This window comes from Salipiger sp. H15, from assembly GCF_040409955.1.
GTDB lineage: Bacteria > Pseudomonadota > Alphaproteobacteria > Rhodobacterales > Rhodobacteraceae > Salipiger.
This window is the reverse complement of the sequence record NZ_CP123384.1, coordinates 576866-600823: the sequence shown is the minus strand read 5'-3', so window position 1 is coordinate 600823 and position 23958 is coordinate 576866. Positions and strand designations below refer to the sequence as shown.

The 23958-nt window shown below is 70.0% G+C and carries 19 protein-coding genes and 1 tRNA gene; 6 read left to right on the top strand and 14 right to left on the bottom strand.

The genetic code is table 11. The features are described from left to right. Positions 1-23 precede the first annotated feature (23 nt). The 7 genes from glmM to PVT71_RS02865 all read right to left on the bottom strand — a co-directional run bounded on the left by glmM (position 24) and on the right by PVT71_RS02865 (position 11902). The gene (gene glmM / locus PVT71_RS02895) at positions 24-1370 is read right to left on the bottom strand and encodes a phosphoglucosamine mutase (RefSeq protein WP_353472993.1); all 1347 of its coding nucleotides are present in this window, start codon (positions 1368-1370) and stop codon (positions 24-26) included. Further along, positions 1367-2371 (bottom strand): dihydropteroate synthase, encoded by a 1005-nt coding sequence (gene folP / locus PVT71_RS02890; RefSeq protein ID WP_353472992.1) that lies wholly within the window; start codon positions 2369-2371, stop codon positions 1367-1369. Before folP ends, glmM begins: the two co-directional genes overlap by 4 nt. A 52-nt stretch (positions 2372-2423) precedes the next feature. Continuing rightward, positions 2424-3353: a dihydroneopterin aldolase gene (locus PVT71_RS02885; RefSeq protein WP_353472991.1), complete on the bottom strand. Its 930-nt coding sequence runs from the start codon at positions 3351-3353 to the stop codon at positions 2424-2426. A 95-nt stretch (positions 3354-3448) separates the two neighbouring features. Continuing rightward, positions 3449-4090 carry a cell wall hydrolase gene (locus tag PVT71_RS02880; RefSeq protein WP_353472990.1) on the bottom strand — a complete coding sequence of 214 codons (642 nt, stop codon included), beginning with the start codon at positions 4088-4090 and terminating at the stop codon, positions 3449-3451. Between the two features lie 160 nt (positions 4091-4250). Further along, positions 4251-6815 (bottom strand): putative PEP-binding protein, encoded by a 2565-nt coding sequence (locus PVT71_RS02875; RefSeq protein WP_353472989.1) that lies wholly within the window; start codon positions 6813-6815, stop codon positions 4251-4253. 151 nt (positions 6816-6966) lie between these two features. Next, positions 6967-9189 (bottom strand): glycine--tRNA ligase subunit beta, encoded by a 2223-nt coding sequence (gene glyS, locus PVT71_RS02870; protein ID WP_353472988.1) that lies wholly within the window; start codon positions 9187-9189, stop codon positions 6967-6969. A gap of 91 nt (positions 9190-9280) precedes the next feature. Then, positions 9281-11902, bottom strand: a complete 2622-nt coding sequence (locus PVT71_RS02865; RefSeq protein WP_353472987.1) for a hypothetical protein — start codon at positions 11900-11902, stop codon at positions 9281-9283. Between the two features lie 165 nt (positions 11903-12067). On the opposite strand from PVT71_RS02865, the gene PVT71_RS02860 reads away from it, so the two are divergent. Beyond that, positions 12068-12781, top strand: coding sequence for an SIMPL domain-containing protein (locus PVT71_RS02860; RefSeq protein WP_353472986.1), 714 nt, complete (start codon positions 12068-12070; stop codon positions 12779-12781). Positions 12782-12879: 98 nt separating this feature from the next. Here PVT71_RS02860 and PVT71_RS02855 read toward each other — a convergent pair whose 3' ends face one another. The 5 genes from PVT71_RS02855 to PVT71_RS02835 all read right to left on the bottom strand — a co-directional run bounded on the left by PVT71_RS02855 (position 12880) and on the right by PVT71_RS02835 (position 18799). Then, entirely contained in the window at positions 12880-14025 is a 1146-nt protein-coding gene (locus tag PVT71_RS02855) for an exo-alpha-sialidase (protein WP_353472985.1), read from the bottom strand. A gap of 94 nt (positions 14026-14119) precedes the next feature. Then, positions 14120-15121 carry a hypothetical protein gene (locus PVT71_RS02850; RefSeq protein WP_353472984.1) on the bottom strand — a complete coding sequence of 334 codons (1002 nt, stop codon included), beginning with the start codon at positions 15119-15121 and terminating at the stop codon, positions 14120-14122. A gap of 146 nt (positions 15122-15267) precedes the next feature. Continuing rightward, positions 15268-15960 carry a metal-dependent hydrolase gene (locus PVT71_RS02845; RefSeq protein ID WP_353472983.1) on the bottom strand — a complete coding sequence of 231 codons (693 nt, stop codon included), beginning with the start codon at positions 15958-15960 and terminating at the stop codon, positions 15268-15270. Positions 15961-16163: 203 nt separating this feature from the next. After that, positions 16164-17681, bottom strand: a complete 1518-nt coding sequence (adh, locus tag PVT71_RS02840; RefSeq protein WP_353472982.1) for an aldehyde dehydrogenase — start codon at positions 17679-17681, stop codon at positions 16164-16166. Positions 17682-17830: 149 nt separating this feature from the next. Then, the gene (locus PVT71_RS02835) at positions 17831-18799 is read right to left on the bottom strand and encodes a GAF domain-containing protein (protein ID WP_353472981.1); all 969 of its coding nucleotides are present in this window, start codon (positions 18797-18799) and stop codon (positions 17831-17833) included. A gap of 378 nt (positions 18800-19177) precedes the next feature. On the opposite strand from PVT71_RS02835, the gene rpsA reads away from it, so the two are divergent. From rpsA to PVT71_RS02810, 5 genes are all read left to right on the top strand, one after another. Further along, positions 19178-20854: a 30S ribosomal protein S1 gene (rpsA, locus tag PVT71_RS02830; RefSeq protein ID WP_353472980.1), complete on the top strand. Its 1677-nt coding sequence runs from the start codon at positions 19178-19180 to the stop codon at positions 20852-20854. A gap of 175 nt (positions 20855-21029) precedes the next feature. Further along, a complete protein-coding gene (locus PVT71_RS02825) occupies positions 21030-21716 on the top strand; it encodes a gamma-glutamylcyclotransferase (RefSeq protein WP_353472979.1) in 687 nt (228 codons plus the stop codon). Positions 21717-21969: 253 nt separating this feature from the next. After that, on the top strand, positions 21970-22251 hold the full coding sequence (ihfB, locus tag PVT71_RS02820; RefSeq protein WP_226621967.1) for an integration host factor subunit beta: 282 nt from the start codon (positions 21970-21972) through the stop codon (positions 22249-22251). A gap of 5 nt (positions 22252-22256) precedes the next feature. After that, positions 22257-22607, top strand: coding sequence for a LapA family protein (locus PVT71_RS02815; RefSeq protein ID WP_353472978.1), 351 nt, complete (start codon positions 22257-22259; stop codon positions 22605-22607). A gap of 124 nt (positions 22608-22731) precedes the next feature. After that, positions 22732-23400, top strand: a complete 669-nt coding sequence (locus PVT71_RS02810; RefSeq protein ID WP_353472977.1) for a phosphoribosylanthranilate isomerase — start codon at positions 22732-22734, stop codon at positions 23398-23400. Positions 23401-23573: 173 nt separating this feature from the next. On the opposite strand, the gene ykgO is transcribed toward PVT71_RS02810, so the two are convergent. Both ykgO and PVT71_RS02800 read right to left on the bottom strand, forming a co-directional pair. Next, a complete protein-coding gene (ykgO, locus tag PVT71_RS02805) occupies positions 23574-23699 on the bottom strand; it encodes a type B 50S ribosomal protein L36 (protein ID WP_008884645.1) in 126 nt (41 codons plus the stop codon). Positions 23700-23779: 80 nt separating this feature from the next. Next, positions 23780-23854: transfer RNA gene (locus PVT71_RS02800), tRNA-Val, on the bottom strand. Positions 23855-23958 lie beyond the last annotated feature (104 nt).

The following is a 23958-nucleotide window of genomic DNA, read 5'->3' as shown; positions in this document are numbered from 1 at the left end:
CGGGGCCGGGCGTGGCGCCGGGGTCAGCGGGCCGCGGCCTGGACCTCGGCGACGATGCCGTCGACCACCCGGGCGAGCAGCCCCTCGTCCTCGCATTCGGCCATGACGCGGATCAGCGGCTCGGTGCCCGACTTGCGGATCAGCAGCCGGCCGCGGCCGGAAAGCTGCGCCTCGGCCTCGGCGATGGCGCCCTGCACGCTGGCCGCCTCGAGCGGCGTCTGCCCGGCGCCGAAGCGCACGTTCTTCAGCAGCTGCGGCACCGGCTCGAAGTTGTGGGCGAGGCGGCTCGCGGGCTGGCCCGTGCGCACCATCTCGGCGAGGAACTGCAGGCCGGCCATCAGCCCGTCGCCGGTGGTGGCGTAATCGGTCATCACGATGTGGCCCGACTGCTCGCCGCCGAGGTTGAATCCCTCGGCGCGCATCTTCTCGACCACGTAGCGGTCACCCACCTTGGTGCGCGCCAGCGTCAGGCCGCGGGCGCCAAGGAAGCGCTCCAACCCGAGGTTCGACATCACCGTCGCCACCAGCGTGCCGCCCTTCAGCCGGTCCTCCTCGGCCCAGCGGCCGGCCATCAGCGCCATGATCTGGTCGCCGTCGGCCACGGTGCCGGTCTCGTCGATCAGGATCACCCGGTCGGCGTCGCCGTCGAGGCAGATGCCGACGTCGGCGCCATGCGCCACCACCGTCTCGGCGGCGGTCTGCGGCCGGGTCGAGCCGCACTGGTCGTTGATGTTGAGCCCGTTCGGCTGGGTGCCCACCGGGATCACCTCGGCGCCGAGTTCCCAGAGCACCTCGGGCGCGGCGCGGTAGGCGGCGCCGTTGGCGCAGTCGATCACCACCTTCATGCCGTCGAGCCGCATGCCGTGCGGGAAGCTCGACTTCACCCGCTCCTGGTAGCGGAAGCGGCCGTCGTCGATGCGCTTCGCGCGTCCGATGTTGCCCGCCTGCGCCGGCTCGACGCCGGCCTCGACCAGCGCCTCGATCTCGGCCTCGGCCTCGTCCGAGAGCTTGAACCCGTCCGGGCCGAAGAACTTGATGCCGTTGTCATGCGCCGGATTGTGCGAGGCCGAGATCATGATCCCGACATCGGCGCGCATCGACGGCGTCAGCAGGCCCACCGCCGGGGTCGGCACCGGGCCGAGCAGCAGCACGTTCATGCCGGTCGAGGTCAGGCCCGCGGTCAGCGCGGTCTCGAACATGTAGCCCGAGAGCCGGGTGTCCTTGCCGATCACCACCCGGTGCGTGCCGCCCGCCTCGCGGCGGAAGTAGCGCCCGGCGGCGGCGCCGATTGCCAGCGCCATCTCGGCGGTCATCGGGTACATGTTGGCGGTGCCGCGCACCCCGTCGGTGCCGAACAGCTTGCGGGTCATTGAGTGCCTCCTTCTGCGACGGCCTGCCAGAGCGCCAGGGCCTGGCGGGTTTCGGCAACGTCGTGAACGCGGATGATCTGGGCCCCCTGCGCGACGCCCGCAAGGGCGACGGCGATGGAGCCGGGGAAACGTCTGGCCGCCTCGGTCTCGCCCGAGATCCTGCCGATGAAGCCCTTGCGCGAGACACCGAGCAGGATCGCGCAGCCGAGCCCGTGGAAGAGCGAGAGCCCGTTCAGCAGCGCGAGGTTCTGCTCGAGCGTCTTGGCAAAGCCGATGCCGGGGTCGACGACGATCTTGCCGCGCGGCAGCCCGGCGTGCTCCAGCGCGTGGACCTGGCGCTCGAGGAAGTCGTAGACGTCGAGCAGCACGTCCTCGTAATCGGTCTCGGCCGCCATGGTCTCGGGCGTGCCGCGCATGTGCATGACGCAGACGGGCAGGCGCGCGGAGGCGCAGAACTCGGTCATCTCGGGATCGAAGACGAGGCCCGAGACGTCGTTGATCAGCGTCGCCCCGGCCTCGGCGGCGGCGCGGGCAACGGCGGCCTTGCGGGTGTCGACCGAGATCGGCACGCCCTTCAGCGCCGCGGTGACGGGCACGACGCGGGCGATCTCCTCCTCGGTCGGTACCTCGGGGGCGCCGGGGCGGGTGCTCTCGCCGCCGATGTCGAGGATCTCGGCCCCGTCCGCCAGCATCTGCCGGGCGCGGGCGATGGAGTCCTCCGTCGAGGCGTCGGTGCCGCCGTCGGAGAAGCTGTCGGGCGTCACGTTGAGGATGCCCATGATCCGCGTGCCGTCCATGGAAAGGCCCGCCACCGGCTCGCGCGGGGCGGTGAGCCGGGCCAGCACGTCCTGCGGCACCTCGGCGGCGGCAACCACGCGCACCGCGTCGCCGCGGGCGTGCCGGGCGCAATGGGTGAACCAGCGCGGACCCCCGGCAAGGGGCAGGGCGCCGTCGGGCCGGGCGTGGCCGGTCTGGACGAGGGGGCGGTAACGGGCGGTCATTGAGCGTCTGTGCCCGATGAATGCCCGCTTGGCAAGCCGGGCGGCTACCGGGTCAGAGCGAGGTATTTCCGACTGTTACAGCCCGCGAGGGGACCGTCACACCGGCGGGCGGCTCTTCGCCGATCATCACCAGCTCGCAAGCCTCCATGAGCCCGGCGAACCATCCGGCCAGCTCGGCCGGGTCCTCGGGATGGGTGTGGTGCCCGGCGGGCGTGTCGAGCACGATCTTCGAGGGCGCCCAGATGCAGCTCTGGCCGTTCTTCATCGCCCAGTCGAGCTCGGTACGGGTGGCGACCACCTTGGCGCGGGGATCGCGCGCCGCCAGCGTCCAGGCGTTCTGTTCGATCGCCAGCAGGTCGATGCGGCGCTGCGCCAGCGGGTGGCTGGCCTGCGGGCGAACGCCCTCGGGCAGGCCGACGCAGAGGATCACCGGCGCACCCATGGCCTCGGCCTGGTCGAGCCAGCCCGGCAGCGCGGCATCGGCGATGGCGGCGTTCGACAGGTAGAGCACGCGCGGATGCGGCCGGGCGCGGGCGGCGTCCTGCGCCGAGCCCACCGGCTCGCCGTCACGGGCGCGGACGATCTCGACCCCCAGCGCACCGGGGCCGCGGTCGAGCTTCTCGATCCGCACGAAGACCCGCAGCGCCTGCGGCTCGAGCAGGATGCGCTCGGCGATGCGCTCGGCCAGGGTCTCGAGCAGGTTCAGCCGCTCGGCCGCCAGCTCGGCGGCGATGGCCTCGGTCACCTTGTCGTACGAAAGGATCAGGTCGACGTCATCCTCGAGCGCGCCCTTGCCGGGCGCCACCTCGACCACGACGTTGAAGCGCACGCGCTGGCGCGACCCGCGCTCGGCCTGGAAGGCGCCGATCTCGACCTCGACCACGTGGTCGCGCAGCGAGATGCGGTCGCGGGGCGTGTCGCCGGCGGTGGCGATGGCGCGTTCGTCGGGATGGGCGAAGGCGAGGCGGATTTCGTCGGCCATGGCAGCGGCTCCGGATGGGAAAGTGCCGCCTCTCTAGCAGGGGCCTGCCGCAGGGGCGACCCCGGCAACGGCGTGCCGGGGCAGAAAAGCGGCGCTCAGTTGCTGGTGCTGATGCGGTAGGAGCCGCCGCGGTAGAAGTAATGCGCGCCGATGGTGGCCGTCTTGGTGAACTTGCGGGCCCAGCTCGGCTGCACGCCGCGGGTGTGGTAGTAGGTGGCCCCCGCGGTCAGTGCGCGCGGCGCGCCCGAGATCACCGCCTTGGCGACCTTGGCGACGCGCTCCCAGGCGGCGGCTTCGCTCACCTTCTCGGGGCGGCCGTCGCAGGTGTAGGAGAACTGGCAGGCGTTGAGCCGCCCGGTGCCCTGGTTGATCACGCCGCAGACCGAGTCCGGGAAGCGCGGACTGTCGACGCGGTTCATGATGACCTCGGCGACGGCGAACTGACCCTGCAGCGTCTCGCCCCTGGCCTCGAAGTAGAGCGCCTCGGCGAGGCACTGCCACTGCGGCCCGCCGGTGGCCTTGGGCTGGGCGGCAAGCCAGGCGCGGTCATAATGCGGGGTCTTCGCGGCACCCGCGGCGACCGGGGTCACCATCCGGCGCAGGTGCGAGGAATTGGCGGAACGAAGCGCGCTCTGTTCAAGTTTGACGAGGTGGCGGATGCTGTCATGCTGGATGTCAGCGCGGACGGGAAGCGCCGCAAAGATGGCGGCTGCGACGATCGCGGTGGCACGAAACATTAAGGGCTCTCACGGCTCGGGGGGGCAGCTCTTCAGTTGCCGAAATCTCAGGCGATTTACAAAAATGTCGCCTTTTCGTCTACCCGGGTAAGAACACGCAAAGGTACAGCTACGTCATCCTTTGGGGATAACGGCGCATTTTAGGCGAAAATCGGCCTTTTCAGCCGATCTTCTCTTTTATCGCGAGTTGCGCAGCGGCAAGTCTTGCAACCGGAACGCGGAACGGTGAGCAGCTCACGTAGTCGATTCCCGCCTCCCTGCAGAAGGCAATCGAATCAGGGTCGCCGCCATGCTCGCCGCAGATCGAGAGCATGATTCCGCGGTTGCCGCGACGCCCGCGCTCCACCCCGATCTTGATCAGTTCGCCCACCCCGTCGGGGTCGAGCCGGTGGAAGGGATCCTCGGCGAAGACCCCCTGCTGGACGTAGTGCGACATGAACCGCCCGGCGTCGTCGCGCGACAGGCCGTAGGTCATCTGCGTGAGGTCGTTGGTGCCGAACGAGATGAAATGCGCGTGCTGGGCGATCTCGTCGGCGCGCAGGCAGGCGCGCGGGGTCTCGACCATGACGCCGAGCGAGTAGTCGAAGGCCCGGCCGCGCTCGTTGCGCACGGCGGCGGCGACGGCGTCGATGCGGGTCTTGACCAGCTCGACCTCCTTCATCGCCGAGACCAGCGGCAGCATGATCTCGGGCTCGACCGGCGCGCCGTCCTTCGACGCGTCCAGCGTCGCCTCGAAGATGGCGCGGGCCTGCATGTCGTAGATCTCGGGCACCGCGATGCCGAGCCGCACGCCGCGCATCCCCAGCATCGGGTTGTACTCGCCCATGGACTCGACCCGGCGGGTCACGTCGCTGACCGGCAGGTCGAGCGCCTCGGCAAGGTCGCGCAGCCCGGTGCGGTCGGTCGGCAGGAACTCGTGCAGCGGCGGATCGAACAGGCGGATGCACACGGGCATCCCTTCCATGATCCGGAAAAGTTCCGTGAAGTCAGCACGTTGCATCGGCAGCAGCCGGGCGAGGGCGGCCTTCCGGTCCTCGGGGCTATCGGCAAAGATCATCTCGCGCATGGGCGTGATGCGGTCCGCCTCGAAGAACATGTGCTCGGTCCGGCAGAGGCCGATCCCCTGCGCCGCGAAGTTGCGCGCGGTGGCGGCATCGGCGGGCGTGTCGGCATTGGCACGGATGCCGATGTCGCGGGCATCGTCGGCCCAGGACATGAAGGTGCGGAAGGCGTCGTCCAGCGCCGCCTCGACCATCGCCGGAGCCCCCGCGAGGATCTGCCCCGAAGTGCCATCGACGGTGATCACGTCGCTCTCGCGGAAGCGCCGACCGTCCTGCGAAATCAACACCTTGTCGTTCAGCCGGAAGCCCATTCCAGAGGCCCCCACCACCGAGGGCAGGCCGAGGCCGCGGCCGATCACCGCCGCGTGGCTGGTCATCCCGCCGCGCTCGGTCAGCACCGCGGCGGCGACGTGCATGCCGCGCACGTCCTCGGGCGAGGTCTCGCGGCGGACGAGGATGCAGGGCTCGCCGCGCGCGGCCGAGGCCTGCGCCTCGGCGGCGCTGAAGACGATCTTGCCGGTCGCGGCGCCCGGCGAGGCGGCGACGCCGCGGCCGATCACGTCGCGCTCGGCCTCGGGCGAGACCTGGCGGTGCAGCAGCTCGGAAAGGCCGCGCGGCTCGACCCGCATCAGCGCCTCCTCGCGGCTGATGATGCCGTCCTCGGCCAGCCGCACGGCGATGCGCAGCGCGGCGCGGGGCGAGCGTTTCACCCGCACCCCGTCAAGAATGTGCACGCGGCCATTCTCGATGGTGAACTCGATCTGCATCTCCGCGCGCAGGCGCTGGCGCATGAGCCGCGCATGGGCCTTCAGCTGCTCGAAGGCCTCGGGCGCCAGCTCCTGCAGCGAGGGCCCGCGCGGGTCGCGCTCGAGGAACAGCGCCGCGTTTTCATGGTGCAGCGCGTCGCGGCCCTGGCTCTGGTGCAGGTAGCGCCCGGTGACCTGCGGCAGGCCGGTCTCGGAATTCACCAGCTGCAGCACGCCCGAGCCGCATTCGCCCTGACCCAGCCCCAGCGCCATCTCCTGCACGATGAGCCCGAGCCCGGCATCGACCGGCGCGCCCTTGGCCTGGCGCAGCAGCCGGGCGGTGGTGCCCTCCCAGGCGCGGGCCATGGTGCGCAGCACAGCAGTCAGCTGGACGGCGGGATCCTGCGGGAAGGGCTCCTCGGCCTGTTCCTCGTAGGCGCGCAGCGCGTCCGACAGGCCCTGCTGGCCGGTGGTGTCGATCTCCTCGAAGACGTCGGGGTCAAGCCGCGCCACGTGGATCGCGTAGCCCATGACGAAGCGCATGTAGAGCGCCGAGGCCGCCTCGGCGCCGATCCGGTCGGAATAGTCGACGAAGGTGGCGTCGTTCATCCCGATGTTCAGCACCGAGCCCGGCCCGCCCCAGTCGGGATCCTCCGAGGAGGGGCGCACGCAGAGCAGCGTTCCGGGGGCGAACTGGCCGAGGATGAGGCCGGGAGGCGGCATCTCGCCCTGCGCGATGCGGTGCACCGTGTCGAAGCTCAGCGCCACCGTGCGCGGCACCGGCAGATCGAGACGGACAAGCCGCTGCAGGCATTTCGCACGGCCGCCATGGGTCGGCGTCGTGATCGGCGCCGACGGGGTGATGAGCGTCACATGCGGATCATCCGCCTGCATGTCTTTCCGGTACGTGTCGGGCATGACGGGCCCCTGTTTATCCGCAGTGCAGCCTAGCCCGAAAAGGGTGTGTCGCACTAACACCTTTTGAAAGGCCCGGCGCCGTGACGGGGCGTAACGAGGCGGCACCGGTACCGGAATGATCGCCCCGGGATATGCCCCGGGGCGGAGAGGCTCAGCCCTCGACGCGGGTGAGGTCGGCGACCTGCAGGCAGGTGTGGCGGATCCGCGAGAGCAGATTGAGCCGGTTGCGGCGCACCACCTGGTTGTCCGAGTTCACCTGCACCGCCTCGAAGAAGGCGTCGATCGGCCCGCGCAGCGCGGCCATGGCACCCATCGCCCCGGCGAAGTCCTCGGCGGCCATCGCGGGCGCGATCTCGGCCTCGGCCTTGTCGAGCGCGGCAAACAGCGCCTTTTCCTCGTCGCTCTCGGCGAACTTGGGGTCGGCGCCGAAGCTGTACTCGACCCCGTCCTTCTCCTCGGCCTGGGTGAGGATGTTGTTGGCGCGCTTGAAGCCCTGCACGAGGTTGCCGCCGTCCTCGGTCGCCAGCGTGGCGCTCAGCGCCTTGGCGCGGGTCACCAGCAGCGCGAGGTCGTCGCGGTTCGGCATGGCGAGGCAGGCGTCGATCACGTCGTGGCGGATGCCCTCGTCGCGCAGGAACACCTTGAGGCGGTCATGGATGAACGCCAGCAGGTCGTCGCCGAGCTCGCCCGAGTGGTTCTCGACCTTTTCGATCCATTCCGGGGCGTTGCCCTTCACCTGGTCGACGATGGCGCGCGCAGCCGAGCCGAAGACGCCGTGATGCGCGATCTCGCGCAGCAGGTCCTCGAGCAGCGCTTCCTCGCGCTCGCCGTCGGCCTCGATCTGGTGGCGCAGGATCTGCGCATCGATCAGCCGGTCGAGGTGCAGGCGCAGCCCGTTCTCCAGCACGAGGCGGATCACCCCGAGCGCGGCGCGGCGCAGCGCGTAGGGGTCCTTGGAGCCGGTGGGCTTCTCGTCGATCGCCCAGAAGCCGGTCAGCGTGTCGAGCTTGTCAGCCAGCGCCACGGCCACCGAGACCGGCGCGGTCGGCACGTCGTCGGACGGGCCGAGCGGCGAGTAATGCTCCTGGCAGGCGGCGGCAACTTCGCCCGGCAGGCCCGCGGCCTCGGCGTAGTAGCGGCCCATCAGGCCCTGCAGCTCGGGGAATTCGTAGACCATCTCGGACGAGAGATCCGCCTTGGCCACCAGCGCGGCCTGCTCGGCGAGCGCGGCATCGGCACCCACCATGGGCGCGATCTCGCGTGCCAGCGCGGCGATGCGCTCGATGCGCGCCTTCTGGCTGCCCATCTTGTTGTGGAAGGTGACGTTGCCGAGCCGCTTGGTCCAGGCGCTGAGCCCCTCCGACTTGGCGACGCGCAGGTCGTTCTCCCAGAAGAACTTGGCGTCCGACAGGCGGGCCGAAAGCACCTTCTGGTTGCCGGCAAGGATCGTCGCGCCGTCATCGGCGGTCTCGACGTTCGCCACGGTGACGAAACGCTCGATCCGGCCCGAGGCGGGGTTCTTCACCGAGAAGAACTTCTGGTGTTCCTTCATCGAGGTCTGCAGCACCTCGGGCGGCAGCTTGAGGAACTCCTCGCCGATCTCGCCCATCAGCACCACCGGCCATTCGACGAGGCCCGCGACCTCGGCCAGCAGCCCGCGGTCGTCCACCACCTCGAGACCCGAGGCGAAGGCGCGGTTGGTGGCGTCATGCCAGATGGTGTCGGCGCGCTCGGTCGGGTTCAGCACGACCTTGGCGCGCTTCAGCTTGGCCTCGTAATCGTCGAAGGACGAGACCTCGAAGGCCGCGCCGCCCATGAAGCGGTGGCCGCGCGTGCTTCGGCCCGCGACGATGCCGTCGATCTCGAGCGGCACCACCTCGGCGCCCTGCTCGTCGGTCAGCAGGCAGATGATCGAATGCAGCGGCCGCACCCAGCGCAGCGAGCCCGCGCCCCAGCGCATCGACTTCGGCCAGGGGAAGGTGCGCACGGTCCGCTCAAGGACCTCGGCGACGATTTCGGCGGCGGGGCGGCCGGGTTTCTCGATGATGGCGAAGAGCACCTTGCCCTTCTTGTCGTCGCGCTCCTCGCACTGTTCGCGGGTCACCCCGGCGCCGCGCAGGAAGCCCTCGATGGCCTTCTCGGGCGCGTCGGTCTTCGGGCCCCGGCGCTCCTCGCGGGTGGCGGGCGAGGCGGCCAGCAGGCCCTGCACGGTCAACGTCAGGCGGCGCGGCGTCGAGAAGGCGGCGGCGCCCGCATAGGTCAGACCGGCCTCGACCAGACCGTCGGTGACGAGCTTCTTCAGGTCCTCGGCGGCGCGGCTCTGCATCCGGGCCGGGATTTCTTCGGAAAAGAGTTCGATCAGCAGGTCGGGCATGGTCTCACCAAAGCAAAGTTCGGATGGGGGATAGACCCATGCGGCGCTGGCGTCCAGCCGTTTGCGGACTGTTGCCTGCGCCGCGTGCGGATCAGCTGCGCGGCATCTTCAGCACGACGTTGCGCCCGGCCTTCACGTAGCGCAGCTCGTCCTCGGCGATGGCCGCGATGCGCCCGCCGTCGATGCTGTCGCCGACCTGCACCTTCTGGTACTTGCCCGAGGGCAGGCGGACCAGCGCGCGGCGGTTGCTGTCGTTGCCGTAGACGCCGATGAGGCTGATCTCGCGCAGGTCGATCTGGTTGCTGAGGGTCGCGCTCTTCGACACGCTGGCGTTCTGCGGGATGTTCGGCGCGGGGGCGGCGGCGGGTTCCGCGGGCGTGTTCGACGCCTGCTTCACCGCTTCCTGAACGATCGCCTCCATGCTGCGCGGACGCGGCAGCGGCGTGAGCGAGGCACCGATGGCCTGCTCGGTGACCGGCAGGTCGAGCGCCATGGCCTCTTCCTGCGCGGTGAGCGGGCGCATCTGCGGGCGCATCTTCTCGAGCTCGGCCAGCGACACGCCGCCCAGCACCGCGCGCTCGGTCTGCTCGATCAGGTCGCCCGGGCGGGCGCGCGGGCGCGGCCCGGAAAGGGCCGGATCGGCGGCGGGGGCGGGACTTTCGTCCGCGGTGTCGGCGCCCGCCTCGTCCGGCTCGGACGGTTCGGCCGTGGCCTCGGTCGCGGGATCGCCCGCGGGGGTCTCGGGCTGCGCCTCGGCCGCGGGCTCGCGCAGCGGCGGCACCTGCGGCGGCAGGCCGGTGAAGATGCGCACCCCGTCGGGCGAGACATTGCCCTCGGGCGTCGCCTTGACGAGGCCGCGCGCGTCGAGATCGTAGCGCACGCCGGGGCCCGGCGGCAGGCGCACCGGCTCGAGGCTCAGGTCCTCGCGCGGGCCGGCGTCGAGATCGGGCAGGGCGACGGCGTCGAACTGCTGCACCTCGGGGTCGATCGAGGCGACGTAGACATCCTCGGCGCTGGTCTGCGGCGGGCGGGCGGGCGCGTTGGGCGCGCGCTGCCAGATGCCGGTGACCGCGTAATTCTCGGCCGCCTCGTCGGTGGTCATCTGGTTGCGCTCGGTCACGCGCGGCGCCGGGGCGTCCTCGAGCCCCTCGCTCGCGGCGGGCGGCAGCTCGAGCGCGGCCAGCGCGGCGTCGGCATCCTCCTCCTCGAGCGCGGCGGGGTCCTCTTCGGCGGCGGGCAGCGGCTCGGTCTCCGTCTCGGGCAGGGCCAGCGCGGTGTCCTCGGTCTGCGCCGGGGCGAAGAAGCGCGAGATCTCGTCGCGGAGGAACACCGACGAGAAGGCGGCGACGGCAGCGAGGAAGAGCAGCAGCAGGATGGTCAGGATCAGGCCGAGGAACCGCGGCTTGCCGCCGACCCTCTGCTGCCCGCCGCGCTCGCCGAAGACGGTGAGCCGATCGCGCTCTTCCTCGGGGGTGAGCGAGGCGGCGGCCCGGCGGCTGTGCATCGGCGCGTCGGCGTGGCCGGCCTCCTGCCGCAGCGCCGCGACGCGGGCCTGCCCCGAGACCGGCGCGCTGCCGGCGGGGTCCAGCGGATGCGAGATCGGCGGGCGCGGGGTGACCTGCTTGATGCCCTGCGTGGTTTCCGAGCCGGTCTCGGGCTCGGGCGGCGTCTTGATCGGGGCAAAGGTCGGACGGGCGGCGGGCTCGGGCTCTGCGCTGCCGCGGCGCTTGCCGAAGCCGAGGCCGCGCCGTTTCGTCGTGTCCGGCCCGGCGGCCTCGGCCGGGCCGCGCAGCTCGGGCGGCGCGATCGGGGTGGGCGCGGGGCGGGCGGCGGAGGGCGTCTCGCGGCCCATCGACAGGCGCGGGGCGGTGGGCGGCGCGGGCGGCACCGCGTCGCGGGTCGCCCGCACGCTGGTGAAGCTGGGCGCGGCGGGGGGTTCGGTCGGCGCGCTGACCGCGGGAGCGGCGGGCACGGGATCCGGCAGCACCGGGGAGGCGGGCTCGGCGGGGGCCTCGTCAGGGGCGGGACGCGGCTCGGCGGTCTCCTCTTCCGCGGCAGCCGTTGCGGGGGCGGCGGGCGCATCCGGTGCAACGGCCGGCTCGGCGGCGACCGGCGCGGTCTCCACGACAGGCGTTTCGATGGGCGTCTGGGCGGGCTCGGGTTCGTCCTGCCGCGCCACCTCCGGCTCCGGGGTGATTTCCGGCGGCAGCACGATGACCTTGCCCGGCCGCTCGGGCGTGGCGCCGGTCCAGCTTTCGGCCGGGCCGAAATAGGCGGTGCCGCGGAAGGTGCCCGAGGGCGGGATGGCGGCAAAGAGCACCGGCTCGAAGCCGCGGTCGCGCAGGAAGCCCTCGGCCTCCTCGAGCGACTCGCGCGCCACGGCGGCGCCGAGCAGCGTGGTGCCCGAGAGCGACCAGTCGATCACCAGATCGCTGACCCGGTAGGGCGTCGCCCCTTCGAGCGCGGCCTCGAGCGCGGCGCGGCGCTCGGCCTCGGTGCCGGGGTCCGGCATCTCGAGGTAGCGCACCTGGTCGTTGGGCAGGAAGAGCGCGACCTGCGCCCCCGCGGGGTCCTCGGCCTGCGCCCGCAGCCGGACCTCGTCGAAAGCGTCGGCGGAAAGGTCCGCCTCGGCAAGCGCAAGCCACCCGCCGGCCTTCCGGCGCAGCAGCGTAAGTCCGTCTGAAGTAAGCGAAAGCGCGAAATCTGGTATCATGCGCGGTCTCTAGCACTGCTCTTGGAGCTATGGGAGTCTCCGGCTCCCTGAGCGCAGCCTACAGCAGGAGTTTGCTCAGCGGAAGAACCGGGGGCACCCGGCCCTTGTCCTCGGCCTCTTCCCTACCGACATTGTGAGCAGAATTCCAAGTCAAAGGATGTGCTTATGATCAGTATTCCCCGCCGCGCGGCCCTCATGGCCGCAACCTGCCTCGCGCTCGTGGCGCCGGCGATCGCCTCGGCGCAGGACGCGCCGCTGCCGCGGATCACCGTGACAGGCGAAGGCGAGGTCGCCGCGACGCCCGACATGGCCACGGTCTCGCTGGGGATCACCGCCGAGAACGCCGAGGCGGGCGCGGCCATGGACGAGGCCTCGCGCGTGGCCGAGGCGCTGCTGGCGCGGCTCGACGAGCTCGGCATCGCGGCGAATGACCGGCAGAGCTCGGACATCTGGCTGCGGCCGGTCTGGTCGGACGGCAGCGAGGGCGCGGCGCGCGGCATCACCGGCTTCGAGGCGGGCAACCAGCTCTCGGTGCGGGTGCGCGATCTCGACCGTCTCGGCGAGGTGCTGGGCGCGGTGCTGGACGACGGCGCCAACCAGCTCTCGGGCCTGACCTTCGGCCTGCAGGAGCCGAAACCGGTGATGGAAGAGGCGCGCCGCGACGCCGTCGCCGACGCCATGGACAAGGCCCGCGTGCTGGCCGAGGCCGCCGGGGTGACGCTTGGCCCGGTGATCTCGATCGCCGAGGCGGGCGGCGGTTTCGCCCCCGCGCCGATGATGGAGATGGCGCGCTCCGCCAAGGTGCCGGTCGCCGCGGGCGAGACGGTGGTGAGCACGCAGGTCACCATGGTCTTCGAACTGGGCGGCGCGGCGGAATAACGCCCGTCCCCGCGGGGACGGCAGGGCGCGCCCCTGTCCCCGCGGGGACACTCATATATGTCCCGTCCCCGTGGGGACGGGAATTTCGCGCGGCCCGGTCAGGCGCGCGGCATCACCTCGACGCAGAGCACCGTCGGCAGGTGGCGGGCCAGTTCGGTCCAGCTGTCGCCCTCGTCGAAGGAGCCGAAGACCGAGCCCGAGTTGGTGCCGAAGAACACCCCCGCGGGCTCGGCGGCATCCACCGCCATGGCCTGTCGCAACACGGTGAAGAAGCAGCCCTTCTGCGGCAGCCCCTCGCGGCAGGCTTCCCAGCTTTCGCCCCCATCGCGCGAGCGCCAGACCGCGGCCTTCGCGTCGGGCGGGTAGCGCCCGTCCATGTCGCTGTTGAGCGGCAGGGTCCAGACCGTGTCGGGGTCGGTCGGATGCACGCCGATGGGGAAGCCGAAGGTCGAGGGCAGCCCCTCGGTGATCTCGTCCCAGCTGCGACCCCCATCGCGCGAGCGGAAGACGCCGTGGTGGTTCTGCTGGTAGAGCAGGTCGCCGCCCCCGGCGGCGCGGCCCATGTTGTGCACGCAATGCCCGGTCTCGTGCTCGTCGCCGGCGGCGGGGTGGGAACTGGGCCGGGCGGGGGCGTTGGAGCGGCGGTTGCGGCGCTCCCAAGTCTCGCCGCCGTCCTCGGTGGCAAAGACCCCGGCGGCGGAGATCGCCAGCCACATGCGCTTCGGGTCCGCCGGGTCGGCAAGGATGGTGTGCAGCGTCAGCCCGGCCGCGCCGGGGGTCCAGCTGTCGGAGGAGGGGTGGTTGCGCAGGCTCTCGACCTCGTCCCATGTCTCGCCGCCGTCCTTGCTGGCGTAGAGCGCGGCGGGCTTGCCGCCGGCGTAGAGCGTGTCCCCGGCGCGCTTCAGCGACCAGAGCGCCTGCAGCTGGCCGGTGTAGGGCGCGGGGCCCGAGGGTTTCACGCCGAGCTTTGCCGCAAGCTCGGGGTCATTGGCCATCCACTCGTCCACCTGCCCGGCGGCGAGCTTCGACAGGTCCCAGCCCTTGCCGTTCTTGCGCCAGACCCCCGCGCCGAACCATTCGTTGCCGCCCGCGGCCCAGACCGTGCCGGTGGCGGCGTCGCCGGCCATGTGGTTGATCGGCCAGCCGTTGCAGAAGGGGCCCTCGGCGGACCAGCCATCCTCGCCCTTGCTGAGCAGGAAGGCGCCCTTGGTGGTGCCGACAAGAAGCGTGGGTGCGGTGCTCATGGGACCTCCTCCGTCCATTGTGTTGATATCAACGTAACACGAGTCTGGTTGAGGCAAGAAGGGTCTTGTGGGGCGGCTGCGGGTTTTCGCGCGCTCAGCGCATCCAGAGCCCGGCGCGCTTGAGCGGGTTGCGGATGCCCTGCTCGCGCCGGGGCAGGTCGTCCCGGTCGAACATCTCGCGCACCTTCGCGCCCCGGCCCTGGTAGATGTAGCGCAGGAAGGGCTCGTGCTCCTTCAGCAGCCGTTTCACCCGGTTGGGCGCGGCGATGGCCTCGAGATAGGCGACGAGCTCGTCGCTCTCGCGGGCGTAGAGCAGGGGCATGGCGCGGTAGTGGCAGCTGTGGGTGCGGTCGAGCATCCCCTCGGGCAGCGTGTTCCGCCCGCCGCCGAGACTGTGGATCACCAGCGGCAGCGCCACCTGGTCGAGCCACGGGTCGAGGCTCTGGCAGACCAGCTCGGCGGGCGGGTCCTCGCGGATCGACAGGGCGTAGTCGAGGAAGCGCCGCCCGAAGCGGTGCGGGCATTCGTGGAAGAAGAAGCCCGCGTTGAAATAGAGGTAGCGCTGCCAGTACTCGTCGGGCCAGGACCGGTCGAGCGAGCTGTCGAAGTCGAGCCCGAAGCGGTCGTAGAGCGATCTCCAGGTCTGCGTGTAGCCCGGCCCGTAGAGCTCGATCTTCGGCCAGGTGTCCTCGCGCATCATCGAGGCGGTGGGGCGGGCGAAGTCGAAGGGGATCTCGGACAGATCGCCGGTGATCAGCGTGTCGGTGTCGAAGAAGACGAAGGGCTCGCCCCCCGGCAGGGCGAAGAGCGCCTCGATCTTGTTGCCATAGGGGTAGGGCTGGCCGAAGTGGCGGCTCTCGAAGGGCAGGATCTTGGCGCCGAGGTCGCGCAGGATGTCGCAGGCCTCGGGCCCCATGCGCGGGTCGGCCTCCCAGAGCGGGCCGGGCTGCGGCTCGGCGACGAAGAGGCGGGTCCGGCCCTCGGGCGTGGCGGCATCGAGCGAGAGGGCGAAGAGCACGGCCTCGTATTGCAGCCGCCCGGACTGCCCGACGATGAGGATGTTGAGTGGCGCCTGATCCGCCGTACTGCCTGCCATGCTGCCCGGCCTTTTCCTGCCGTCCCCGTGGTTTGGCGGGGACTATAGGCGGGAAGCCGGGGGGCGGGAAGCGGGCAGCGGCGCGGGCGCGGCGCGGTGTGGCACCGGAAGCAGGGCGCGGCGGCGCCCGGCCCCCGGCGCGCACCTCAGAGGGTGATCGCCAGCAGGATCTCGGGCTCGATCACGTCGACGCCCGGCAGCCCCTCGGCGAGCTTCGCGGCCGACTGCTCGAGCGCCGGGAAGGTGCGGTAGTGGCTCGGGATCACCGTGTCGAAGTCGAAGTAGGTCTTCGAGGCCCAGGCCGCCATCTCCATGTCCATGGTGTAATAGCCGCCGCAGCTGAGGATGCCGATGTCGGGCTTGTAGTACTGCCCGATCCAGCCCATGTCGGCCATGATCGTGGTGTCGCCCGAGAAGTAGATGGTCTTCCCTTCGCCCTTGATGACGAAGCCCGTCTCCATCCCGGCATAGCGGGGGCCGGTGTCGGTGGGCAGCGATGAGCTGTGCGAGGCCGGCACCATGCTGACGCTGACCTTGCCGAAATTCACCGTGCCGCCCTTGTTGAAGGCATGGCCCTCGACCGCGCCCCTGCCATGCAGCTGGCCTGCCAGCTCGACCATGCCCGAGACCGGCGCCTTGGTGCGCTGGCTGACCTCGACCGCATTGGCGGTGTGGTCGAAATGGCCGTGCGTGATGAGGATCTGCGTCGCGCCCTCGAGCGCCTCGTCGATGCGGGCCTCGGGGAAGACCGGGCTGCCGATGACCCAGGGGTCGATCAGCAGGACCTGGTCCTCGATCTCGATGCGGAACGAGCCGTGCCCGAGCCAGATGATGTTCATGGAATGCCTCCTGCGCCTTGCGCCGATCTTCTGTCGGGGCGGAGGGTAGCACGCGGAAAATGACGGGCAAGCGAAGGCTTGGCCACCGGGAGAGGAACTGCCGACCAGGCGGGAGGGCCTGGCCGGCAGACCCCTGAGCGACGCGCGTGGGGTGGGATACGCCGGTGCGCCGGTCAGGAAGCCGGGAGATCAGAGAGGGCTGATCAGAAGAAACCCAGCTTGTTGGGGTTGTAGCTGACCAGCATGTTCTTGGTCTGCTGGTAGTGGTCGAGCATCATCTTGTGGGTCTCGCGCCCGATGCCCGACTGCTTGTAGCCGCCGAAGGCCGCGTGGGCGGGATAGGCGTGGTAGTTGTTGACCCAGACCCGGCCCGCCTCGATGGCGCGGCCGAAGCGGTAGGCGCGGGTGCCGTCGCGGGTCCAGACCCCGGCGCCGAGCCCGTACATGGTGTCATTGGCGATGGCGAGCGCCTCGGCCTCGCCCCTGAAGGTGGTGACCGAGACCACCGGGCCGAAGATCTCCTCCTGGAAGACCCGCATCTTGTTGTGGCCCTTGAGGATCGTCGGCTCGATGTAGAAACCGTTCTCGAGCCCGTCGATCTGCGCCGCCTTGCCGCCGGTGAGCACCTCGGCGCCTTCCTCGACGCCGATGGTCAGGTAGGAGAGGATCTTCTCCTGCTGCTCCTGGCTCGCCTGCGCGCCGACCATGGTGGACATGTCGCGCGGATCGCCGCGCTTGATCGCCTCGACCCGGGCGATGGCGCGCTTGATGAAGTCCTCGTAGATGTCCTCCTGGATGAGCGCGCGGCTCGGGCAGGTGCAGACCTCGCCCTGGTTGAAGGCGAAGAGCACGAAGCCCTCGACCGCCTTGTCGAGGAAGGCGTCATCCTCGGCCATCACGTCCGAGAAGAAGATGTTCGGGGACTTGCCGCCGAGCTCGAGCGTCACCGGGATGAGGTTCTCGGTCGCCGCCTGCATGATCTTGCGCCCGGTCTCGGTGGAGCCGGTGAAGGCGATCTTGGCGATGCGGGGCGAGCGGGCGAGCGGCGCGCCGACCTCGGCGCCAAAGCCGTTGACCACGTTGAGCACGCCCGGCGGCAGCAGGTCGGCGATGCATTCGATCAGCACCATGATCGCGGCCGGAGTCTGCTCGGCCGGTTTCAGCACGACGCAGTTGCCGGCGGCCAGCGCCGGGGCAAGCTTCCAGGCGGCCATCAGCACCGAGAAGTTCCAGGGGATGATCTGCCCGACCACGCCGAGCGGCTCGTGGAAGTGATAGGCCACGGTGTCGTGGTCGATTTCGGACATGTTGCCTTCCTGCGCCCGCAGCACGCCGGCGAAGTAGCGGAAGTGGTCGACCGACAGCGGGATGTCGGCGGCCATGGTCTCGCGGATCGGCTTGCCGTTGTCCCAGGTCTCGGCCGTGGCGATGAACTCGAGGTTCTCCTCGATGCGGTCGGCGATCTTCAGCAGGATGTTCGAGCGCTCGGCGGGCGCGGTGCGGCCCCAGGCCTCGCGGGCGGCATGGGCGGCGTCGAGCGCCAGCTCGATGTCCTCGGCGGTGGAGCGCGCCACCTCGCAGACCTTGGCGCCGGTGATCGGGGTGATGTTGTCGAAATACTGGCCCTTCACCGGGGCGGTGAACCTGCCGCCGATGAAGTTGTCGTAGCGGGTGCGGAAGGGCGATTTGTACTCGACCGCGACCTTGGTCATCTCGTTCATGTCTGTCCTCCTCAGGGCCCGGTCCTCCACCGGGGCATGAGAGGAGTGTGGCGGGGCGCGGCCCTCGCGTCAGCCCGGGGGGCGGCGATCGCGGCGCCCACCTGTCTCGCCAGCGAGACAGGTCCGGGGCCTTCGTGCAGGCGGCGCGCCTAGTGGGGGAGATCGAGCTTCTTCATCCGCCGGTAGAAGGTGGCCCGCCCGACGCCGAGCATGCGCGCGGCCTCCGAGACATTGCCCTGCGCCCGGGCGAGGGCGCGCACCATGGCGGCGCGCTCGGCGCGCTCGAAGCCCGAGGGGCCGTCGTCGCGGCCGAAGAGGTCGCTGGCCGGACGCGCCAGCAGCGGGCCGCTGCTTTCCAGCCCGAAGGAGCGCCGCGCCGCGCGGGTCGCGCCCTGCACCAGGTCGTCGCCATCCACCGCCAGCAGCACCGAGGCCTCGCTCTCCTCGGCATCGGCCACGATGATGCGCGCCTCGGGAAAGGCGGCGCGGAAGGCGTCGGCCTCGATCTGCCGGGCGGTCTGGGCGACCATGGCGGCGATCAGCCGGTTGAAGGCCTCGGTCTGGTCGGCGCGGGCCGACGAGACGTCGAGCGCGCCGATCAGCTCGCCCTCGGGGCCGAAGATCGGTGCGTCCATGCAGCTCATGGCGATGTTGCGCGCGTGGAAATGCTCGTCGCGGTGGATCACCACGCGCCGCGCCTCGGCGATGCAGGTGCCGATGCCGTTGGTGCCCTCCGAGGCCTCGGACCAGTCCGAGCCGGGGCAGAGCCCCCAGGCGCGGAACACGCCGAGATCGCCCGAGGCGGCGCGCAGGTCGAGCACCACGCCCTCGGCGTCGGTGAGCAGCACGCCGCAGCCCGAGCTGCCGACCATCTGGTAGAGCGCGTCGAGCTTCGGCGCGGCGATGCGCAGCAGCTGCGCCGCGCGGTCGCGGCGCTCGGTGAGGTCCGACTCGGTGATCCGGTGCACCCCGTCCTGCCGCGCCGGGTCGAGCCCGTGATGGGCCAGCGAGCGGCGCCAGGAGGCGGCGAGCCGCGAGCGCGCCGCGGCGGCGGGATCGTTCGCCGTCTCGACGACGCGGTCGGCGTGGCGCTGGGCGGGAACTCGGGACTGGGTCATGCGGATCTCCTCCGGATCGTGACGATACAGCAATCGCCCGACGCGCCAAGCCTCCGCTTCGTGACAGGGCCGTGAGCGGCGGAGACGGGCGCGCCGCCTCCTGCTTCTTCTCTTCTTAAATACGCCCGCCGGAGGCCGGCCACGGGCGGGTGCGCCGGGCGGAGAGGGCATCGATCCGGCCTTCGCCCTTGATCTGCGGGACGGGTGGGGCTATATCGCGCGCGTCAAGCAAGGCATCAAACGCCGCGGACATCGAGACGGGCAGGGTCGGACAACCGGCCCTCTTTGTCATATGCGGAGCGCCCGAAAGACCAATCCGAAGACCGGTGGAGACAACCACCCGGCCAGTAAAACCGATGTAAAGGACATATACGCCACATGGCAAACGCAACCATGGAGGAGTTCGAAGCCCTCCTTTCCGAAAGCTTCGAAATGGACACCCCCGAAGAGGGGTCCGTTGTTAAGGGCAAGGTCATCGCGATCGAAGCGGGCCAGGCCATCATCGACGTCGGCTACAAGATGGAAGGCCGCGTCGAGCTGAAGGAATTCGCAAACCCCGGCGAAGCCCCCGAGATCTCGGTCGGCGACGAAGTCGAGGTTTACCTGCGCGCAGCAGAAAACGCCCGCGGCGAAGCCGTGATCAGCCGTGAGATGGCCCGCCGCGAAGAGGCATGGGACCGTCTCGAGAAGGCCTACGCCGACGACGCCCGCGTCGAAGGTGCGATCTTCGGCCGCGTCAAGGGTGGCTTCACCGTCGACCTCGGCGGCGCCGTTGCCTTCCTGCCCGGCTCGCAGGTTGACGTCCGCCCCGTGCGCGACGCCGGCCCGCTCATGGGTCTCAAGCAGCCGTTCCAGATCCTCAAGATGGACCGTCGCCGTGGCAACATCGTTGTCTCGCGCCGTGCGATCCTCGAGGAATCGCGCGCCGAGCAGCGTGCGGAAGTCATCGCCAACCTCACCGAAGGCCAGACGGTCGACGGCGTGGTCAAGAACATCACCGAATACGGTGCGTTCGTTGACCTGGGCGGCGTGGACGGCCTGCTGCACGTCACCGACATGGCATGGCGCCGCGTCAACCACCCGTCGGAGATCCTGACGATCGGCGAGACCGTGAAGGTCCAGGTCATCAAGATCAACAAGGACACCCACCGTATCAGCCTCGGCATGAAGCAGCTGCAGGAAGATCCGTGGGATCTGGTGGCCGTGAAGTACCCGCTGAGCTCGGTGCACTCGGGCCGCGTGACCAACATCACCGATTACGGCGCCTTCGTGGAGCTGGAGCCGGGCGTCGAAGGTCTGGTTCACGTGTCGGAAATGTCCTGGACCAAGAAGAACGTCCACCCGGGCAAGATCGTGTCGACCTCGCAGGAAGTCGACGTCATGGTTCTCGAGATCGACGCCGCGAAACGCCGCGTGTCGCTCGGCCTCAAGCAGACCATGCGCAACCCGTGGGAAGTGTTCTCCGAGACCCACCCGGAAGGGACCGAGGTCGAGGGCGAGGTCAAGAACATCACCGAGTTCGGTCTGTTCATCGGCCTGCCCGGCGAGATCGACGGCATGGTTCACCTCTCGGATCTCTCGTGGGATCAGCGCGGCGAGGAAGCCATCCAGGAGTACCGCAAGGGCGACGTGGTCAAGGCCGTTGTCACCGAAGTGGACACCGACAAGGAGCGCATCTCGCTCTCGATCAAGGCACTCGGCGGCGACAAGTTCGCTGACGCGGTTGGCGGCGTGAAGCGCGGCTCGATCGTGACCGTCGAAGTGACCGCGATCGAAGACGGCGGCATCGAGGTGGAATACGAAGGCATGAAGTCCTTCATCCGCCGCTCCGACCTGTCGCGTGACCGCGCAGAGCAGCGCCCCGAGCGCTTCTCGGTCGGCGACAAGCTCGACGTCCGCGTCACCAACATCGACAGCAAGACCCGTCGTCTGGGCATGTCGATCAAGGCACGCGAGATCGCCGAAGAGAAGGAAGCCGTGGAACAGTACGGCTCGTCCGACTCGGGTGCATCGCTCGGCGACATCCTCGGCGCGGCCCTGAACCGCGGCGAGTAAGCCTCGCGCTTGCAGAGTTGAGGAAGGCCCCGGGAGACCGGGCCCTTTTTCTTTTGCCCCGACCGGCGCCGCCCGCGGCTCCGGGCTGCCCAGCCTTGCAGCAGCGGCGCACAGGGGGCTGTGCAGGGCCTCCCGCCGGCTTGCACGGCGCCCGCGTGCGTGGCGATATAAGCGCATGGATACAGAGCTTCACCTCACCGACGCGCATGTCAGCCGCGTGTTCCGCGACATTCCCGAGGGCGACGCCGCGGATCGGGGCTGGACCCGGCTGGACGATGCGGCCATCGCCGCCAAGGCCCGCGAGATTCTTTCGCAGAGGCCCGAGGGGCCGTTGCAGGTCTTTGCCTATGGCTCGCTGCTGTGGAAGCCGGAATTCCGCCCGGCCGCCTCGCGGCGGGGGCGGGCGCTCGGCTGGCACCGCTCCTTCTGCATCGAGCTGACCTCGTGGCGCGGCACGCCCGAGGCGCCCGGGCTGATGATGGCGCTGATGCCGGGCGGCGACTGCACCGCGCTGCTGCAGGAGGTGCCCGAGGACGAGGTCGGGACGGCGCTGGAGGCGCTGGTGCGGCGCGAGATGCCCTATGTCGAGCTGAGCACCTCCTACAGCTGGATCGACGTCGAGGCCGAGGCGGGGCCGGTGCGGGCGCTGACCTTCTACGCGCCCCCCAAGGGCGAGCGGCTGCGCACCGATCTCACGCTCGAGCAGACCGCGGCGATCATCGCGCGCGCCTGCGGCCACGCCGGCTCGAACACCGAGTACCTGCACCGGACGGTGACCGCGCTGGCCGCGCAGGGCATCCACGACGCGAAACTCTGGCGCCTTCAGCAGCTTGTGGCGGCGGAGATCGACGCGCTCGACTGAGCGCCCCATCGCCGTCCCGCGAGCGCGATCCAGCCAGCTTCCGGAGGCGAATCGCCGTACCTGTCCCGACCTAGCCGCAGCGCAGCAAAGGCTCCGCAGGCGGGTCCGCGGGACACCGGACCGGCATGAAGCCGCGCAATGTGCTGCTTTTCATGGATTTTTCGGTGATTCTCGCGCTTTCCATTTGGCGAGGCACGGCCAAAGGTCGTACAACAGGGGGAGCGCTGAAAACGCGATACAGGGATGGGCGAGGATGATCAGATCGGAATTGATCCAGAAGATCGCGGAGGAGAACCCGCATCTCTACCAACGAGACGTCGAGAGGATCGTGAACACGATCTTCGAGGAGATCACCGCGGCGATGGCCCAGGGCAACCGCGTCGAACTGCGCGGCTTTGGCGCCTTTTCCGTCAAGCAGCGGGACGCTAGACAGGGGCGGAACCCCCGCACGGGCGAAGCCGTTGACGTCGAGGAGAAATGCGTGCCGTTCTTCAAGACCGGCAAGCTTCTGCGGGATCGACTGAACGGGAAGTGACCTCGATGAAATACATTCGCTATGCCTTCTGGGCCGTCCTGGCCGTGGTGCTGATCTGCGTGTCGCTCGCGAACCGCGGGCCGGTGACGCTGAACCTGCTGCCGGCCGAGATGGCGGAGCTGCTCGGCGTCCAGCACACGGCGACGGTGCCGGTCTTCATCGTCATCCTCGGCGGCATCATCGCCGGGCTGCTGATCGGCTTCGTCTGGGAATGGCTGCGCGAGCACAAGCACCGCGCGGTGGCGGCACAGCGCAAGACCGAGGTGCGGCGTCTCGAGCGCCAGCTGAAGAAGACCCAGGACGAGCGCGACAAGGACAAGGACGAGGTCCTGGCGATTCTCGACCAGAGCGCCTGAGGGCGCAGGGCCTTTCGCATCGCTGGACGGAAAGAAGAGGGGGGCGCTGCCCCCCTCTTTGCTTGCGCTCCTCCCCTCGGGGGATATCTAAGCGCGGTAGAACCTGTTGGCAGCGGAGGGCCGTATGGACATTCACGTGAAGATTTGCGGGCTGCGCACGCCCCGGGACGTGGCGGTCGCGGCAGAGGCCGGGGCGCGCTACGCGGGCTTCGTCTTCTTCCCCAGGAGCCCGCGCGCGGTGAGCGTGGCCGAGGCGCGCGAGTTGGCGCTCTCGGCGCCCGTGGGGCTCGCCAAGGTGGCACTGGTGGTGGATGCCGAGGACGCGCTGCTCGACGCGATCTGCGGCGCCGTGCCGCTCGACATGCTGCAGCTCCATGGCCGCGAGAGCATCGCGCGTGTGGGGCAGATTCGCGCCCGCTACGGGCTGCCGGTGATGAAGGCGGTGGGGGTGGCCTCGGAGGCCGACCTGCCGTCCCTCGAGGCCTATGGCAAGGTGGCGGACCAGCTTCTGGTCGATGCCAAGGCGCCGAAGGATTCGGTGCTGCCGGGCGGCAACGGGCTGGCCTTCGACTGGCGGCTTGTCGCCGGTCGCCGCTGGCCGGTGCCGTGGATGTTGGCAGGCGGGCTGACGCCGGACAACGTGGCAGAGGCGGTGCGGCTCACCGGGGCGCGGCAGGTGGACGTGTCGTCGGGGGTCGAGAGCGCACCGGGCGAAAAATCGCCGGAATTGATTCGGGCCTTCCTGCGCGCGGCGCAGGCCGTTGCGGCGGAGCCCGAGGTGCCGCGGCTCTGAGGCCGGGTGATCCGCGAGACGACAGCGAAAAGGCCCTGCGCAGCGCGCAGGGCCTTTTCGTTTGGTCGGAGGGCTTTCGCGGCTGTCGGCCCGGACTGGCAGGCGGGGGCCCAGAAAGCAAAAAGGCCACCCTGTCGGGCGGCCCTCAGCCGGATCAAGATCCTGCGCTTCGTTCAGCCCTGACGGGCTTTGAAACGGCGCTGGGTCTTGTTGATCACGTAGACGCGGCCCTTACGACGCACGACGCGGCAGTCGCGATGGCGCTGTTTGAGCGAGCGGAGCGAGTTTGCGACTTTCATATCAAGTCTCTCCTCTTTCGCGGCGCGCGAGCGCCTGGCGTTGCGTTGTGCCCCGGGACGTGTCCCAGGACGGTGAATAATGGTGGGCGGTACTGGGATCGAACCAGTGGCCACTACGATGTCAACGTAGTGCTCTACCGCTGAGCTAACCGCCCGTATGGCCTGCGCTTTTCTTTGCTTTCGCCCCGCTTCCCTCTGTGGAAGTCCGCGGTGAACTGCGCCGGTGGAGGGCTCTATAAAAGGAGTCGGAGGGGGGATC